Genomic DNA, 15,241 nt, shown 5'->3' on the forward strand with positions numbered 1-15,241 from the left:
GTCACGTTCCGTCGATGAAGTAGCCCTTTCGGCGCGTCGATGCATACCGCGTATTGCGTGCGTCTGCATACCGCGTATGGTGTCGGCTGTCACGCCCACCCATCGGGGGAGGTGCAGCTTGCCTGCTGTCCTGGAGATCGAAGGTCTACGTAAGACGTACAAGAGTCGTCGACGCGGCGCCCGCAACGCGCTCGACGGCTTCGACATGCGGGTCGAGGCAGGGCAGGTGCACGGCTTCCTGGGCCCCAACGGGTCCGGCAAGACCACCACGCTGCGTACGCTGCTCGGCCTGATCCGACCCGACGGTGGCCGGATGGCGCTGCTCGGGCACGAGGTCCCCGACGCGCTGTCCACGGTCGCCGGCCAGGTCGGCGCGATCGTGGAGAGCCCGCAGTTCTTCCCGCACTTCACGGCCCGGGACACGCTGTCCCTGCTGGCCGGGGCGGGCGAGGTGCCGGCCGTCCGGGTCGGCGAGGTGCTGGAACTCGTCGGGCTGCGCGACCGGGCCGACGAGCGGGTCAAGACGTACTCGTTGGGCATGAAGCAGCGCCTCGCCGTGGCCTCGGCCCTGCTGAAGAACCCGAAGCTGCTCATCCTCGACGAGCCGGCCAACGGCCTCGACCCGGGCGGCATCCGGGAGATGCGTTCGCTGATGCGCGATCTCGCGGAATCCGGGATGACAGTGCTGCTGTCCAGCCACATCCTCGGCGAGATCCAGTTGATCTGCGACTCGGTCACCATCATCTCGCTGGGCCGGCGGGTCGCGTTCGGCCCGGTCGACGAGGTGCTCGCGCAGCACTCGTCAGGTGCCGTCCGGGTCCGGCTGGAGGCGGTGAGCGACCTGCCGGCGGCCACCGAGGCGCTCACCAAGGCCGGGATCGGAGTCACCGGTCACCCCGACCACCTGATGTTGACAGGTGTCGACAAGCCGGCCTCCGTGACGCGCCTGCTCGCCGAGCACAACCTCTACGTCAGCGAGTTGGCTCCGATCGCCGTCGATCTGGAGAGCGTCTTCCTCGAACTGACGTCCACCGCGCCGGTCCCCGGTCAGCACCGGCAGGTCGACGAGTCCATGAAGGTCGGTGGGGCGGGTCAGCCCGGCACCACCGGGGGAGGGTGGGGCGCGTGAGCCTCTTTCGTACGGAGCTGCGCCGGCTCACCAAGCGGCGCTTCACCAGGTACATGACGCTGCTCGGCCTGCTGGTGCTGGCCGCAGTGGTCATCGGGGTGTTCTTCACGAACCAGAAGATCGGCGCCGAACAGTACGCCAAGGCCGAGCGGCAGGCCGACCAGCAGTACCAGGACCAGGTGCGCTGGAGCGAGCAGGAGCGGGCCAACTGCGAGCAGGCCAAGGCGGCCGGTACGCCGAACGACGGCCGCTACCCGGACGACTGCTCGGTGATGCAGGCGCCCACCCGGGACCAGATCGAGGCGAGCTGGTTCCTGCCCTCGACGTTCGACTTCCGGGACACGTTCGACGAGACGTTGATCCCGTTCGCGGCGATCCTCGCCCTGGTCGGGTTCGTGGTCGGCGCGTCCTTCATCGGTGCCGAGTGGAGCACCGGCGGCATGATGAACCTGCTGCTCTGGCGGCCGAAGCGACTCACCGTACTGCTCACCAAGCTGGCCGCGCTGCTCACCGGCATGCTGGCGGTGACGCTGCCCGCCGCGGTGCTCTGGTTCGCCGGGTTCTGGGGGGTCGCCACGTTCCGCGGCAGCACCGAGAAGATGACCTCCGGCGTCTGGCAGTCGTTCGTGCTGACCGGTGTGCGGGGCGTGGTGTTGGTGTTGGTGCTCACCACCATCGGCTTCGCCCTGGCGTCGCTGGGTCGGCACACCGCGATGGCCCTCGGCGGCGTGGTGGCGGTGATGGTGGTCGGCCAGTTCGGCCTGGGCATCCTGCTGGATATGGCGGGCGTGCGTTGGGCCGAGGCGTTCCTGCTGCCCACGTACATGCTGGCCTGGATGACCAAGACGATCACCCTCCAGGACTGGGATTCCTGCAACGCGACCTTCAACGGGTCGTGCGAGCCGGAGACCCTGGACATCACCTGGCAGCAGTCCTCTGTGCTGCTCTCGGCCACGGTGGTGGTGATCCTCGGAGCGGCGCTCTGGGTGATGCGTCGCCGCGACATCTCCTGACCCGACCGGTACGACGCGGCGCGGTCGGCCCGACCGTCGGGATTCCCCGGCGGCGCTGGGCCGGCCGCGCCGACTGGTGCGACCCAGGTCGTCCCTGGCTAGGCTGAGGGGCATGTCCGCCGACGCCACCCCGGCCGCCCCCGAGCCGTCCACTGACGCTCGTCCGGGTGACGTAGCGGGTGCTGGCGCGCCGACGGTCCCGACCCCGCGGCCGGTGCCGCCGATCGAGAGCACCGACGATCCCGAGCCGGACGACGAGGCCGACGTCGAGCCCACTGCCCCGACAGTCGGGCTTACCGAACGGGAACGGGCGATCCTCGCCTTCGAGCAGCAGTGGTGGCGGCACGCCGGCGCCAAGGAACAGGCCGTCCGGGACACCTTCGGCGTCTCGTCGACCCGGTACTACCAGCTACTCAACGGGCTGCTCGACAACCCGGCCGCGCTCGCCGCCGAGCCGCTGCTGATCGGCCGGCTCCGCCGCCTGCGCTCGTCGCGCGCCCGCAACCGGCGCCGCTGACCCCGCCACGTCCTCTTGGGCCGCCACGTCCTCTTGCGCCCCGGCGGCCGATTCCGCCGATTTCTCCCGTTGCTGTCGCGCTGTCGGTCGTCACGCCCCAGGCCGGGCGGCCTGACCGCATGCCGGCCGACCAGGCGGGTAGGCGGGAGGCGTCCTGGGCCGCGACACGACCCAGGACCCTCAGGAAGGGAGCGGGGGATGACGGCAACGAACCAGAGCGGATCGCCGAGCGGTAGAGCACAACAGGCCCGGCAGGAAGCCTCCCGGGTCGGCCAGCAGGCCACCCAGGCCGGCGGTCAGATGGCCCATGCCGCCGCCGAACAGGGTGGGCAGGTGGCCGCAGAAGCGCGGCGACAGGCCCGGCAGCTGACCGGCGAGGCCGGTGGGCAGTTGCGTGAGCAGGCGCAGAACCAGCAGCGGCGGGCCGCCGAGGGACTTCGCGACCTGGGTCAGAACCTCGGTTCGATGGCCGAGCGGGACGGCGATTCCGGGCTGGCCGGTCAGGCGGTACGCAAGGCGGCCGACGCCGCCCAGCAGGCCGCCGGGTGGCTCGACGAGCGCGAGCCCGGTGAGGTGCTCGACGAGGTACGCACGTACGCGCGGCGTCACCCGGGGACGTTCCTCGCGGGCGCGGCGGTGGCCGGGCTGCTGGTCGGGCGGCTCACCCGTGGCCTGACCGGGCAGGCGTCCGGCAACGGTGGAGGTGGGAGCGCACCCGGCGGGCCGTCCCAGCCGCAGGGCACCCCGGCGGAGCCCGATCAGCCGTACATGGGCACGGCACGGGCGCAGAACGTCTCGCCCGCCAGCCGGCGTTCGTCCGACCTGCCCGGTGGGGTGGCCCCATGAGTGCCCCGGAGAAGGAACGGACCCAGGCCTCGGTCGGCGAGCTGCTGGGCGACGTGACCCGGGACATGTCCACCCTGGTGCGCAAGGAGGTCGAGCTGGCCAAGGCCGAACTCCGTGAGGAGGTCAGCTCGGCCGGCAAGGCTGGCGGCATGTTCGGCGCTGCCGGGTTGGCCGGGTTCCTGGCCGTGCTCTTCGTGTCGTACGCCCTCTGGTGGGGGCTGTCCAACACGATGGACCAGGGGTGGGCGGCGTTGATCGTCGCGGTGCTCTGGGCCGCCGTGGCCGGTGGTCTCTTCATCAACGCCCGGACCCAGTTGAAGCGGGCACGTGCGGTGCTGCCCCGGACGAAGCAGACCGCCCGGGAGCTGCCGGACGCCCTGCGGGGCCGGTGACGGAATCGGGAGGAACAGATCATGTCCAGTGATCCGGATCGGATCCGGCGGGAGATCGAGACCACCCGCACCGAGTTGAGCAATGACGTCGACGCGCTGACCGACAAGGTCAACCCGCGTCGGATCGCCGGTGACCGTGCCGGGCAGGCCCGGGACGCGTTCACCAGAGCGAAGGAGAAGATGATGGGCAGCTCGAGTCACATGGGGCAGGAGGCCAGCCAGCGGATGTCGCACATGGCCGGCTCGGTGCGGGACGAGACCCGTTCGCTCGGGCAGCAGTCCCGCGAACAGGCGCAGGGCAACCCGTTGGCCGCTGGCCTGGTCGCCTTCGGCGTCGGTCTGCTGGCTGCCTCGCTCATTCCGCCGAGCGGACGCGAGCGGCAATTCGCCGGACGAGCCCGGGACATGGTGAGTGAGCACTCCGGTCAGCTACGCGAGCAGGCGAGCCAGATGGGCCACCAGATGCAGGACAACCTGCGTGAGCCCGCACAGCAGGCGGCACAGTCGGTGCGGTCAAGTGCCCAGCACGGGATGTCCGCGGTGGGCGACCAGGGCCGCTCGGCTGCCGGTCAGGTGCAGGGAGAGGCGCATGCGGCCGCCGACGACCTTCGGCAGCGCTGACCCGATGGGCGCGTCGGGGCCGGTGCCGGTGATGCGGGTACGCTCCGCGTCCGCACCGGCCCCGGGCCGGCCGGTGAACGAGGACCTGGTCTTCCAGCTCGGTCCGTTGGTCGGTGTCCTGGATGGCGCGACAGTGCCGGAGGGCTTCGACACCGGCTGCGTGCACGGGCCGGAGTGGTACGTCCGACACCTGGCCGCCCGCCTCGGCGTCGCCGAGGCGGCACGCCCGGCGGCACGGCTGACCAGCAACCTGGCGGCGGCCATCCTCGCCGTGCGTGCCGACCACGGCGGGCAGTGCGACCTCGACCATCCCGGCACCCCGTCCAGCACCGTCTGCCTCCTGCGGGACTGCGGTGACCAGGTCGACTACCTGGTGCTCTGCGACAGCCCACTGATCCTGGACGCCGGCGGTCAGGTGAGCGTGGTCACCGACAACCGGCTGGACACGGCGATGGCCGAGCTGCGGGAGACGGTGGCCGCCGTGCCGGGCGGCGCGGCGGATCGCGTCACCCGGTTTCGGCATGCCGTGAGCGTCCAGCGGGAGCGGATGAACCGCACCCACGGGTACTGGGTCGCGGCCGCCGACCCGGACGCGGCCTTCCACGCGGTGACCGGGACGATGCCCCGGCACGGTCCGACGGCGATTCGCCGGGCGGCACTGCTCAGTGACGGCGCGTCAAGCGCGGTGGAGCAGTTCGACCTCACCGACTGGGCCGGCCTGCTCGACCTGTTGAGCGCCGACGGGCCGGGCGCGTTGCTCGACCGGGTCCGGGCCGCCGAGCGCGACCACCCCGACCGGCTGCGCCGGCACAAGCCCACCGACGACGCGTCTGTGGTGTTCTGCGAGTTCGCGCCGACGGTTTGAGCCTCTTACACCCGGTCGGATGACAACAGAGCGTGATGCGGAACACCCCGCCCGCCCGACCGGCCGGTACCGCTGTCCGGACCGCCAGTGGATGTCCAATGGGGTGGACTTCGGCCGATGAGAGCGGCAGACTGCGGCACGTGGCGGGTGCGGTCCGGCTGGAGCCGGTGGACGAGCAGAACCTGGAGCCGTTGCTCTCCGTAGCGGCTGCCGAGGCGGAGCCCAGCGACGTGATGCCTCCGGTCGAGGCCCCCGCCGGCTGGTCGCTCGCCCGTCGAGAGGCGTTCCGGGAGTTCCATCGGGCCAGCTTCGGCGGGCTGGACGGCCCCACCCGAACGCAGATGTACGCGATCCTCGTCGGCGGCGAGGTGCTGGGTATGGTCCGGATGACGCGCTGTGACGAGCCCGGCACGGTGGAAGCCGGCATGTGGCTCGGTCTGTCGGCACGGGGGCAGGGGATCGGCGCGGCAGCCCTGCGGGAGTTGCTGAACGCCGCCGCTCGGGCGGGCATGCGGGCGGTCGTCGCGGAGACGACCCGGGACAACATCGGCGCGGTCGCGGTCCTTGAAAAATGCGGTGCGAAACTGCGCGAGGACGGCGGAAAGGTGTGGGCCGAAATCTGCCTCGATTCCACACCGCCGGCCCTCTGAGAGGCCCATTACGCTTTCGCCTCCTGTGGCGTCATCCCTGCTCATGAGCCTCGGGAAGTCCGGTCTGCGCCGTTGCGCGCCGCCTATCCGAATGCCTTCTCCGGCGTCGACAAAAATTGTCGTAACGGTTTCGGATTAGTGCCGCCGGGTACTGCCCGCCGGGTCCGCAGATACGGGACGTCTGATCGAGGGCATGGTTGGCGCTGTTTCCCCGGTAGCCCTGCTCCGGCCCGCACCGGGCAGACGTCCGGCCCGACCGGGGAGCGTAGGGAGACCTGATGAAGACCGGAACACGAATCGGACTGGCGGTGGGCTTCGGCTACCTGCTGGGCCGCCGCCGCAAGCTGCGTACGGCGCTCACCCTGGCCGCGGCGGTCGCCGCCGGTCGGGCGAGTCGGGACCCGGGCGGTCTGCTGAAGCGGGGCACCGACGTGCTGCACTCGTCCCCCCAACTGGGCAACCTGGGCCGGCTCGGAGTGCCGCTGGTAAACGCCGGTCGGGCAGCCGCGACCGCCGCGGCCGGCAGTGGTGTCGACGCGCTCACCGGGCGGCTGCGCGGCTCGGCTGACGCCCTGCGTCGCCGCTCCGGTGCGCAGAGCGGCACCGACAGCCGGAGCGCCGACAGCCGGAGCGCCGACGACAGCGGCGCCGACGACAACGGGGCGACGAGCGACCGCGACGACTCGACAGCCGCACAGCGGCGGGGGCGGTGACCATGGCGGCGCAGAACAGCCCGGCGGGACTCGGCGACAAGCTGCGTGGTCAGTTGACCGACGAGGTGCGAAACCTTGCCGGTGCGATCGGCGAACGCGCGGTGAGTGTGGTGACCGAACGGATCACCGGTGCGACCGGTCGGCTCAGCGAGTACGCGCGCCAGGGCGGTGGGCCCGGTCTGATCGCTGCCGCCACGGGTGCGCAGAAGTTGGCCGAGGGCGGCTCACCGGTGAAGGCGATGGTGCATGCCGGTGTGGCCGGCGGTAAGGAGAAGCTGATGTCCGCTCTCGGTCGTGCGGGCGGAAAGGGCGGAAAAGGCGGTGGGAAGAAGAAGGTCACCAACATCGTCGAGACGATCGAGGTCGGTGTGCCGGTACGGGCCGCGTACAACCAGTGGACGCAGTTCGGCGACTTCCCGAGCTTCATGAAGAAGGTCGAGCAGGCCGAGAACGACGAGGCCGAGAAGATGACCTGGAAGGCGCAGGTCTTCTGGTCGCACCGGACGTGGGAGTCGACAATCGTCCGGCAGGTGCCGGACAAGCTCATCCACTGGCGGTCCAAGGGCGAGAAGGGCTCGGTCGACGGCACCGTCAGCTTCCACGAGATCACCCCGGACCTGACCCGCATCCTCGTGGTGCTGGAGTACCACCCGCAGGGCCTCTTCGAACACACCGGCAACCTGTGGCGTGCGCAGGGCCGGCGGGTGCGGCTGGAGCTGAAGCACTTCGTCCGGCACGTGATGACCGAGGTGGCGCTCGACCCGGACCAGGTCGAGGGCTGGCGCGGCGAGATCCGCGACTCCCAGGTCGTCAAGGACCACGAGACAGGCCTGCGCGAGGAGCAGGAGCAGCAGCAGCGCGGACGGGCTCCGGAGGAACCGGCCGAGGAGGAGGAGCCGCGCCGCCGGCCCGGCGGGCGACTGCGCCAACGGCCACCCCGGCGGCCGGCCGAGCCGGAGTACGACGAGGAGTACGAGGCCTACGAGGACGGCTACGACGAGGGGTACGCCGACGAGCCCGACGAGGAGCCTCCGCCACCACCACGCCGTCGGGTACCGGAGCGGGCCCGGCGCGCCGAGCCCCGCGAGCAGCCACAGCGGCCCCGGCCGCCGGTCCGACGTGGACCGGAACCCCCGCGCCGACCCGTGGTGCGCCGCCGCCGGGAGGAAGAAGAGTGACGTTGGTGCCCGGCGATGACGCCGTCGGCGGCGCCCTGGAACGGGTGGGCTCCGCCGGCGGGCTCGCCGACGTGGTGGAGACGGTGCTCGACAAGGGTGTCGTGATCGACGCGCAGGTGACGATCGGGGTCGTCGGTATCCCCCTGGTGGAGATCAACGCTCGGGTGGTGGTGGCGAGCATCGAGACCTATCTGCGGTTTGCCGAGGCGGTCGACCGGTTGGACATCGCCCCGGACGAGGGCGAAGGGCTTTCCGGCCTTCTCGGTGGCGTCACCGGCGCGGTTCGGGACGTCACCGGTTCGGTCGGTGATGCCGCCGGCACCGTACGCGACCTCGGGAGGAGCTGAGATGGCGGACGAGACGGGACTGTTCGTCTACGGCGTGGTGCCGGCCGATGTGGAGGCCACGCCCGACGCCGCCGGGGTCGGTGAGGCACCCGGCGAGGTGACGGTGATCCGGCATGGGGACATCGCAGCCCTGGTGAGCGCGGTTCCGCTTGACGCGCCGCTCGGCCGCCCGGCGGACCTGCGGGCCTACCAGGACCTGCTGGACGGGACGGCGGTGGTGGCGCCGGTGCTGCCGGTGCGGTTCGGCACCGTGGTCACCGGCCCGGACGCGGTCCTCGACCTGCTCCGACCGCACCACGACCGGTTCGCCGCCGCGCTTGCCGAGTTCGAGGGCCGGGTGCAGTACGTCGTGCACGGGCGCTTCGAGGAGCGGACGCTGCTACGCGGCATTCTCGACGAGAACCCGACGGCCGCCGGGCTCGCCGAGCAGGTGCGTGGCCGGGCCGAGGCGGCAAGCCGTGAGCCGCGGATCCGACTCGGGGAGTTGATCAGTCAGGCTGTGGAGCTGCGCCGTGAGGCGGAGAACAGGCGGTTGCTCGACGTCACGGCCGAGCACGTCGTCTCCACCCAACTGCGTCCGCCCAGCCACGAGATGGACGCCGCCCACGTGGCCCTGCTCGTGGACACCGACCGCGAGGCCGTCCTGGTGGACGCGCTTGAGGAGTACGCGCAGCACCGCCGGGGCCTGTTGCGGTTGCGGTTGCTCGGGCCGTTCGCCCCGTACGACTTCGTCGGCGCGCACCAGCTGGCGGGCTGACCGGTGGACCTGCTCTGGGCGCTGCTGACCCTGCCGTACGCGCCGGTGCGTGGGCTGACCGCGGTGGTCGGGGTGGTCGCCCGCGAAGCCGAGTCGCGGCAGCGGAATCCGGTGAACGTTCGGCGCGAGCTGGAGGAGTTGGACGCCGCGGTGGCAGCGGGCGAACTCAGCGCCGAGGAACGCGACCGGGCCGAGCAGCGGGTGCTGGACCGGCTGACCGGAGGCGCGGGACGCGCTGGTGAGCGAGCACGTCCGCCGCGGCGCGGCCCGGTGCGCGAGAGAGGAGTGCGCCATGACCGACGACGACGTCCGGGCCCGGCGGCGTGATCCCACCGCCGAGGGTTACCCCGGCGACGAGTACGTGGAGCCGGTGTCGGCGGTCGAGGCGGCCCGCGCCGGGCTGCGGCAACTGATCGAGCTGACCGGCCGCGAGCCGTCCGTCACCACGTCGTTGGAGGCCACCGAGGACGGCTGGCTGGTCGGGGTGGAGGTCGTGGAGACCCGCCGGATCCCCGACTCCACAGACCTGCTCGGTCTCTACGAGGTCGAGCTGGACATCGAGGGCAACCTGCTCGGCTATCGGCGAGTGCGGCGCTACCAGCGTGGGAAGAGTGAGGTGGGCTGAGATGACCGCTGCGCAGCCGTCGGTGGTGCAGAACTCCGGCCAGGTCCTGCCCGCCGGCCACGAGCCGGCCAATCTGGGCGACATCCTGGAACGGGTGCTCGACCGGGGCATCGTCATCGCCGGCGACATCCGGGTCAGCCTGCTCGACATCGAACTGCTGACGCTGAAGCTGCGGCTGGTCATCGCGTCTGTCGACACGGCACGCCAGATCGGCATCGACTGGTGGGAGCACGACCCGTGGCTCAGCTCGCGCGCTCGTTTTCCGGTCGAGCCGGGGCCGCGTGACCCGCAGGAGGTCGACGCGGAGCGGCGGCCCCGGGTGGCGGGTCGGGCGCGACGGGATGTCGAGCTGGAGGAGTGGGATGGCTGAGGTGCCCGTCGGAGCCTGGCTGCACGCTGTGGTCCGGGACGCCGATCCGGCGACGCTGGCGGCGATCCGCGGGATGGACGGCGGACCGGTCCGTGCGGTGTCCGCCGCCGGACTCGTCGCCGTGGTCAGTTCCGCCTCGCTTGACGAGTACGGCGAGGAGCCCCTTCGCCGCAACCTGGAGGACCTGGCCTGGCTGGAGCGGGCGGCCCGAGCGCACCACGCGGTGGTCGAGGCGCTGGCGCGTCGGGGGCCGGTGGTGCCGGCCCGGCTCGCCACCGTGCACAGCGACGACGAGCGGGTGGCCCAATCCCTCGACGCCCGCCGGGACGAACTCGTCCACACGCTCGACCGGTTGACCGGACGTGGTGAGTGGGGCGTCAAGGCCTACCTGGCGCCGGGGGAGGTCACCGTGGGCACGGGGACGACGGGCGCGGGTGGGGTGGGGACGGCGTACCTGCGGCGCCGACGTGCGCAGTTGACCGCCCGGGAGGAACGCCAGCAGGTGGCGAGCGCCGCGGCGGACGCGGTGCACGTCGCGCTCTGCGAGGTGGCGGTGGCGGGCCGGCGGCACGCCCCGCAGGACCGGCGGCTTTCCGGGGCGTCCGCCCCGATGGTGCTCAACGGGGCGTACCTGGTCGACGTCGCGACCCTGCCCAGCTTCACCGACATGGTCGGCTCGTTGAACGGCCGGCACCCGGGGCTTCACCTGGAGCTGACCGGGCCGTGGCCGGCGTACTCCTTCGTCGTGGAAGGGCCGGAACCCGCGCTCACCGGACGGGAGCCGGGGTGACCACCGCGCTCGCGCCGAACAGCGCCGACGACCCGCTGGCGTATCGGCCGGTGGCCCTCGTCGACCTGCTCGACCGGGTCCTCGCCACCGGCGTGGTGATCAGTGGTGACATCACCCTGGCGATCGCCGACGTGGACCTGGTCCGGATCTCGCTGCGCGCGCTTGTCGTGTCGGTCGGCTCGCTGGGGCAGACGGAGGACGCCTGATGACCGGGCGGGACGAGGCCACGGAACTGGCCGCCGCGTTGGGTTCGGAGTCGTGGCAGCAGCCCCGGGTGACCCCGCTGGACCACCGGATCTCAGTGGACCGGGAATCGGTCGAGCGGGGGTTGGCGAGCCTGGTGCTCACCGTCGTCGAGCTGCTGCGGCAGCTCATGGAGCGGCAGGCCCTGCGCCGGGTGGACCTCGGCGACCTCACCGAGGAGCAGGTCGAGCGGATCGGGGTGACGTTGATGGCCCTGGAGGAGCAGATGGTCGGGCTGCGCGAACACTTCGGGCTGGCTCCGGAGGACCTGAACGTGGACCTCGGACCGCTCGGCCCGCTCCTGCGTACGGACTGACCCCGGGCCGGTCGGCGGCAACCCAGGAGGGCCACCGCCGACCGGCTGGATCAGGCCGGCACCCGGACGATGTCGTAGTCGGTGGTCGGTGTCGACTCCACGTCGAACCGACCGTTCACCACGTACAGCGCCGAGCCGAGCAGGTCACCGGTGGCCGGCGACCGTAGCTGCGGACCGGTGATCTCCCGCTGCACCGTCCCGGCGGTGTGGTCGGCGTTGAGTCGGACCACCGCGACGACGTTTGTCAGGTTCCGGATCACGTACAGGGTGCGACCGTGCAGCACCAGCCCGTCGGCCCGGTCCACCGAGTAACCGCCGAGGTCGAAGAGGCGGCTGCCGCCGGTGCGCGGGTCGACGCGGACGAGTTGGCCGGTGAGCATCTGCGCGACAAGCAGATCGCCGTCCGGAAGCGCCACGATCCCGTTGTTGAACGCGTCAGGCGTCGCGCCCGGCCCGGTGAGCGGCAGCACCCGGACGGCGGCCGGGGCGGGCAGGCGGCCACCCGGGCCCAGCGGCACCACGTACAGCTCCGGTCGGGTGGAGTCGGTGAAGTAGACCGCCCGCTCGGTGATCACCAGGTCGTTGACCAGGGTGTTGGGGTCGGTGGTGAACGGGTAGTGGGCCAGCCGGGCGCCGCTGTTCGCGTCGTACACGCTGGCCCCGCCGCCGGTGAAGTCGGCGGTCCAGAGCCGGCCCTGCGGGTCGAGCTTGAGGCCCGCCTTGGCGGCGCCGGGTGTGCCCGGGATCAGCACCGAGCCGCGTCCGGTGCGTAAGTCACCCCGCCACACCGCGCCGTCCAGGACGGACCCGACGTACACAGTGGTGCCCCGACCGATCGTCAACCCTTCCGGGGTGAAACCGTCGGGCAGGGCGATCCGGGCCGGGAACGGCTTCGTCGGATGAGCGGTCGCCGACGCGCCGACAGTGGTCAGGGTCGCCGCCGCGACCAGGGGCACGAGGAGAAGGGACAGCAGCTTGCGCAAGGAATACCGCCTGACGTCCAGGTGGAGGACTCCACAGAGGAATGTGACGCCCTAATAACACTCCGGAGCCGCCAAAAGGTTGGGTACGGTGCTCAGTCCCGCCGGGCGGCGTACGCGGCCAGCGCGGCGACCTGGGCCGGGTCCAGCGACGGGCGCACCCGTGCCCGTGCCGTCGCCACGTGCCCGGCGGTGACGGTGGCGGCGGCGAGTGACTCCCGCATCGCGGCAAGCGCCGCCTCCCGGACCAGCGCCGCGCAGTCCGCCGCGGAGAAGCCGGTCAGCTCGTCGCCGAGGGCGGCCAGGTCGACGTCCGGTGCCAGCGGCACCTGCCGGGACGCGGCTCGCAGGATCTCCGCGCGGGCCGGCCCGTCCGGCGGCGGCACGTAGACCAGCCGCTCCAACCGGCCCGGCCGCAGCAGCGCCGGGTCGACCAGGTCGGGCCGGTTGGTCGCACCGACCACCACCACGTTGCGCAGTGTCTCCACCCCGTCGAGTTCGGTGAGCAGCGCGGCGACCACCCGGTCCGTGGTGCCCCCGTCGGTGGCCTGGCCGCGTACCGGGGCCAGGGCGTCCACCTCGTCCAGGAAGATCAGGGTGGGGGCCGCCTCGCGGGCCCGACGGAACAGTTCGCGGACGGCGCGTTCGCTCTCGCCGACCCACTTGGAGAGCAGTTCCGCGCCCTTCACCGACAGCACATTGGCCCGCCCCGACCCGGCGAGCGCGGTGACCAGGTAGGTCTTACCGCAGCCCGGTGGCCCGTAGAGCAGCACACCGCGGGGTGGCTGCACCCCGAGCCGGGCGAAGGTGTCCGGGTAGGTCAACGGCCACAGCACCGACTCGGTGAGCGTCTGCTTGACCTCGCCCAGGCCACCCACGTCGTCGAGGGTCACCGAGGCGAGATCCAGGGTCGAGGCCGCCATCGTGGTCGGCCGGACCACCTCCCGGGCGGCGGTGAAGTCCGCCATCGACACCGTCGGTGTCTCGGCGGACTTCTGCCGCAGCGCCGCGCGTACCCCGGCCTCCCGGACCAGCGCGGCCAGGTCCGCCGCGACGAACCCGGGGGTACGCGCGGCCACCTCGTCCAACCGGACGTCGTCGGCCAGCGGCACCTGCCGGGTCAGCACGGTGAGCTGTTCGCGGCGCAACGCCTGGTCGGGAAGCGGAATGCTGATCCGCAGCGACAGCAGGTCGGGTGCGCGCAGCGCCGGATCGACCGCCTCCGGTCGGCCGGTGGCGCAGACCACCGCGACACCGGCCCGGACGCACTCGGCGAGCACCTGGCGGAACACCGTCGCCACCGGTCCGGGGCTCTCCGCCGGTGCCAGCGCCTCGACGTCGCTGACCAGCAGCACCGCCGGCCCGCCGGCTCGGGCCGCCGTCGCCGCGGCGCGCAACCGGTCGGCGGCGGCCTGGTTTGTCGACGCGGCCACCTCGGGTGCCCACAGCGGATGTACACGGGCACCGACCCGGGCGGCAACGGCCCGGACCAGCGCCGACTTCCCGGAGCCGGCCGGGCCGACGAGCAACACCCCGAGCGAGATGGTGGTGCCGAGCCGGCCCAGCACCTCCCGGTGGTGGAAGCCGAGGTCGAACAGTTCGGTCAGCTCCTCGGCCTGGGTGCGCAGGCCGGGCAGCTCGTCCACGTCCGGTGTGTCGGCGGGCTGGTCCACCGCCGGGGCCGCGTCGTCCGTCCGGGTCGGCCGCGTCCGGCCGGCGTCGACCGGGGCGGGCCCGCCGTGGGTGGTCGGGCCGTGCTCCCACCCGATCACGGTGTCCATGGTGACGAGCGCGCCGACGGCCGGCTCGACCGAGCGCACGGTGAGCAGAGTGCTCGTCCAGGCGAAACCGACGGTGTTGGCGAGGCTGCGCCGGGCCGCCTCGACCAGGCTGCGCACCGAGGCGTCCGGCAGCACGTCCTGTGGCAGCAGCGACACGTCGTCACCGCCGGTGAGCACCTTGCCCAGCAGGGCCAGCCGGAGCATCTCCGGGCTCACCGCCGCGACCACCCCCACCGGCCCGGCCAGGACGACCCGAACCGCCGGCACCAGCGGCACCGGGCTGACCCGCACCTGGGCGCCGTCGCGCACGCCCAGGTTGCCCAGGGTCAGGTCGTCGGCGTACAGCAGGGCGCTGCTCGCGCCCGGCGCGGCGGTCGCCACGATCCCCGCCGTCTCCCGGCGGCCGGTAAGCCGGACCGGGTCGCCGGGCCGCAGCCCCAGCGCGGTCAGCGCCTCCGGATGCAGCCGCACAATGCCCCGTCGGGCGTCAAGTGCGGCCGGCCGGAGGCTCGCCGTCAGGGTCAGGTCGGGTTGCGCCACCGCCCGACCGTAGCCGCCGCCGGCCAGCCCCGCCGGTCAGCGCCGCGGATCCAACTCGTCCAGCAACGACGGGTCCCGCCTGATCAGCTCGGCCAGTCGGGCCGCCGGGTCCGGGGTCAAGCCGTCCGGGCCGGGCGCCCACTCGGGCACCGTGCGACCGGACAGCGGCCAGGCCGGCGGGGGTTCCACAGGCGCCGCCGGGGGCACCGGCCCGACCGTGACGTCCGGACCGGCCCAGGAGACCCGCATGGGGTACGTCCGCCCCTCGTGCTGCACCTGCACTGTCACCACCAGCCCGGGATGGCCGCCGACGACCTGACGGACCGCCTCGGCCACCTCCTCCACCGGACCCCACCCGGCCACGTCGCCCGGGGAGTCCGCCCCCGCGTGCCGGGGATCGTGCCGTCCCGACCCGGTGTCGCGGACGTCGTCCGGGCCCGGCCCGGGAAGGCCCGGCGGTGGCGTGCTGTCGTCACGGTCGTTGGTCCGCCGGCGCCGCGCCTCCTCGCGCCGGGCCAGTCGGGCCAGCGTCTCGTCCAGGTCGCCCCTCACCAGATCACCTCTTCCC

General features: G+C 72.5%; 20 protein-coding genes and 1 pseudogene. 18 read left to right on the forward strand and 3 right to left on the reverse strand.

Features of this window, described 5'->3' with window-relative positions:
- Nucleotides 1-118: 118 nt before the first annotated feature.
- From AB0F61_RS05670 to AB0F61_RS05755, 18 genes and pseudogenes are all read left to right on the forward strand, one after another.
- Nucleotides 119-1,129 (forward strand): ATP-binding cassette domain-containing protein, encoded by a 1,011-nt coding sequence (locus AB0F61_RS05670; RefSeq protein ID WP_357803613.1) that lies wholly within the window; start codon nucleotides 119-121, stop codon nucleotides 1,127-1,129.
- Nucleotides 1,126-2,142 carry an ABC transporter permease subunit gene (locus tag AB0F61_RS05675; RefSeq protein WP_357803615.1) on the forward strand — a complete coding sequence of 339 codons (1,017 nt, stop codon included), beginning with the start codon at nucleotides 1,126-1,128 and terminating at the stop codon, nucleotides 2,140-2,142. Before AB0F61_RS05670 ends, AB0F61_RS05675 begins: the two co-directional genes overlap by 4 nt.
- 112 nt (nucleotides 2,143-2,254) lie before the next feature.
- Nucleotides 2,255-2,659, forward strand: a complete 405-nt coding sequence (locus AB0F61_RS05680; protein ID WP_357803616.1) for a DUF3263 domain-containing protein — start codon at nucleotides 2,255-2,257, stop codon at nucleotides 2,657-2,659.
- 198 nt (nucleotides 2,660-2,857) lie between these two features.
- The gene (locus AB0F61_RS05685; RefSeq protein ID WP_357803618.1) at nucleotides 2,858-3,505 is read left to right on the forward strand and encodes a hypothetical protein; all 648 of its coding nucleotides are present in this window, start codon (nucleotides 2,858-2,860) and stop codon (nucleotides 3,503-3,505) included.
- Nucleotides 3,502-3,897, forward strand: coding sequence for a phage holin family protein (locus tag AB0F61_RS05690; RefSeq protein WP_357803619.1), 396 nt, complete (start codon nucleotides 3,502-3,504; stop codon nucleotides 3,895-3,897). Before AB0F61_RS05685 ends, AB0F61_RS05690 begins: the two co-directional genes overlap by 4 nt.
- Nucleotides 3,898-3,918: 21 nt before the next feature.
- Entirely contained in the window at nucleotides 3,919-4,518 is a 600-nt protein-coding gene (locus tag AB0F61_RS05695) for a DUF3618 domain-containing protein (protein WP_357803621.1), read from the forward strand.
- Nucleotides 4,487-5,383, forward strand: a complete 897-nt coding sequence (locus AB0F61_RS05700; protein WP_357803623.1) for a hypothetical protein — start codon at nucleotides 4,487-4,489, stop codon at nucleotides 5,381-5,383. The genes AB0F61_RS05695 and AB0F61_RS05700 overlap by 32 nt, the downstream gene beginning before the upstream one ends.
- 140 nt (nucleotides 5,384-5,523) lie before the next feature.
- The gene (locus tag AB0F61_RS05705) at nucleotides 5,524-6,033 is read left to right on the forward strand and encodes a GNAT family N-acetyltransferase (RefSeq protein WP_357803625.1); all 510 of its coding nucleotides are present in this window, start codon (nucleotides 5,524-5,526) and stop codon (nucleotides 6,031-6,033) included.
- Between the two features lie 278 nt (nucleotides 6,034-6,311).
- Complete coding sequence (locus AB0F61_RS05710; RefSeq protein ID WP_357803627.1) at nucleotides 6,312-6,746, forward strand: hypothetical protein; 435 nt, start codon at nucleotides 6,312-6,314, stop codon at nucleotides 6,744-6,746.
- Nucleotides 6,747-6,748: 2 nt separating this feature from the next.
- Nucleotides 6,749-7,924 carry an SRPBCC family protein gene (locus AB0F61_RS05715; protein ID WP_357803629.1) on the forward strand — a complete coding sequence of 392 codons (1,176 nt, stop codon included), beginning with the start codon at nucleotides 6,749-6,751 and terminating at the stop codon, nucleotides 7,922-7,924.
- A 5-nt stretch (nucleotides 7,925-7,929) separates the two neighbouring features.
- A pseudogene (gene gvpJ, locus AB0F61_RS05720) lies at nucleotides 7,930-8,136 on the forward strand (gas vesicle protein GvpJ); the annotation flags it as partial.
- A gap of 136 nt (nucleotides 8,137-8,272) precedes the next feature.
- Nucleotides 8,273-9,028: a GvpL/GvpF family gas vesicle protein gene (locus tag AB0F61_RS05725; protein ID WP_357803630.1), complete on the forward strand. Its 756-nt coding sequence runs from the start codon at nucleotides 8,273-8,275 to the stop codon at nucleotides 9,026-9,028.
- A gap of 3 nt (nucleotides 9,029-9,031) precedes the next feature.
- A complete protein-coding gene (locus AB0F61_RS05730) occupies nucleotides 9,032-9,355 on the forward strand; it encodes a gas vesicle protein GvpG (protein ID WP_357803632.1) in 324 nt (107 codons plus the stop codon).
- Nucleotides 9,321-9,653 carry a gas vesicle protein gene (locus AB0F61_RS05735; protein ID WP_357803634.1) on the forward strand — a complete coding sequence of 111 codons (333 nt, stop codon included), beginning with the start codon at nucleotides 9,321-9,323 and terminating at the stop codon, nucleotides 9,651-9,653. The genes AB0F61_RS05730 and AB0F61_RS05735 overlap by 35 nt, the downstream gene beginning before the upstream one ends.
- Nucleotide 9,654: 1 nt before the next feature.
- A complete protein-coding gene (locus AB0F61_RS05740) occupies nucleotides 9,655-10,023 on the forward strand; it encodes a gas vesicle protein (RefSeq protein ID WP_357803636.1) in 369 nt (122 codons plus the stop codon).
- Nucleotides 10,016-10,813 (forward strand): GvpL/GvpF family gas vesicle protein, encoded by a 798-nt coding sequence (locus AB0F61_RS05745; protein WP_357803638.1) that lies wholly within the window; start codon nucleotides 10,016-10,018, stop codon nucleotides 10,811-10,813. The genes AB0F61_RS05740 and AB0F61_RS05745 overlap by 8 nt, the downstream gene beginning before the upstream one ends.
- Complete coding sequence (locus AB0F61_RS05750; RefSeq protein WP_357803640.1) at nucleotides 10,810-11,019, forward strand: gas vesicle protein; 210 nt, start codon at nucleotides 10,810-10,812, stop codon at nucleotides 11,017-11,019. The genes AB0F61_RS05745 and AB0F61_RS05750 overlap by 4 nt, the downstream gene beginning before the upstream one ends.
- The gene (locus tag AB0F61_RS05755; protein ID WP_357803642.1) at nucleotides 11,019-11,372 is read left to right on the forward strand and encodes a gas vesicle protein K; all 354 of its coding nucleotides are present in this window, start codon (nucleotides 11,019-11,021) and stop codon (nucleotides 11,370-11,372) included. The genes AB0F61_RS05750 and AB0F61_RS05755 overlap by 1 nt, the downstream gene beginning before the upstream one ends.
- Before the next feature lie 50 nt (nucleotides 11,373-11,422).
- Here the strand turns inward: AB0F61_RS05755 and AB0F61_RS05760 are convergent, their stop codons facing one another.
- The 3 genes from AB0F61_RS05760 to AB0F61_RS05770 form a co-directional block, all read right to left on the reverse strand.
- Complete coding sequence (locus tag AB0F61_RS05760) at nucleotides 11,423-12,355, reverse strand: superoxide dismutase (protein ID WP_357803644.1); 933 nt, start codon at nucleotides 12,353-12,355, stop codon at nucleotides 11,423-11,425.
- Between the two features lie 92 nt (nucleotides 12,356-12,447).
- Nucleotides 12,448-14,673: an AAA family ATPase gene (locus AB0F61_RS05765; protein ID WP_357803646.1), complete on the reverse strand. Its 2,226-nt coding sequence runs from the start codon at nucleotides 14,671-14,673 to the stop codon at nucleotides 12,448-12,450.
- A gap of 36 nt (nucleotides 14,674-14,709) precedes the next feature.
- A complete protein-coding gene (locus AB0F61_RS05770; protein ID WP_357803647.1) occupies nucleotides 14,710-15,225 on the reverse strand; it encodes a hypothetical protein in 516 nt (171 codons plus the stop codon).
- Nucleotides 15,226-15,241 lie beyond the last annotated feature (16 nt).

This window comes from Micromonospora sp. NPDC023888 (genome assembly GCF_040639415.1).
Classification (GTDB): Bacteria; Actinomycetota; Actinomycetes; order Mycobacteriales; family Micromonosporaceae; genus Micromonospora.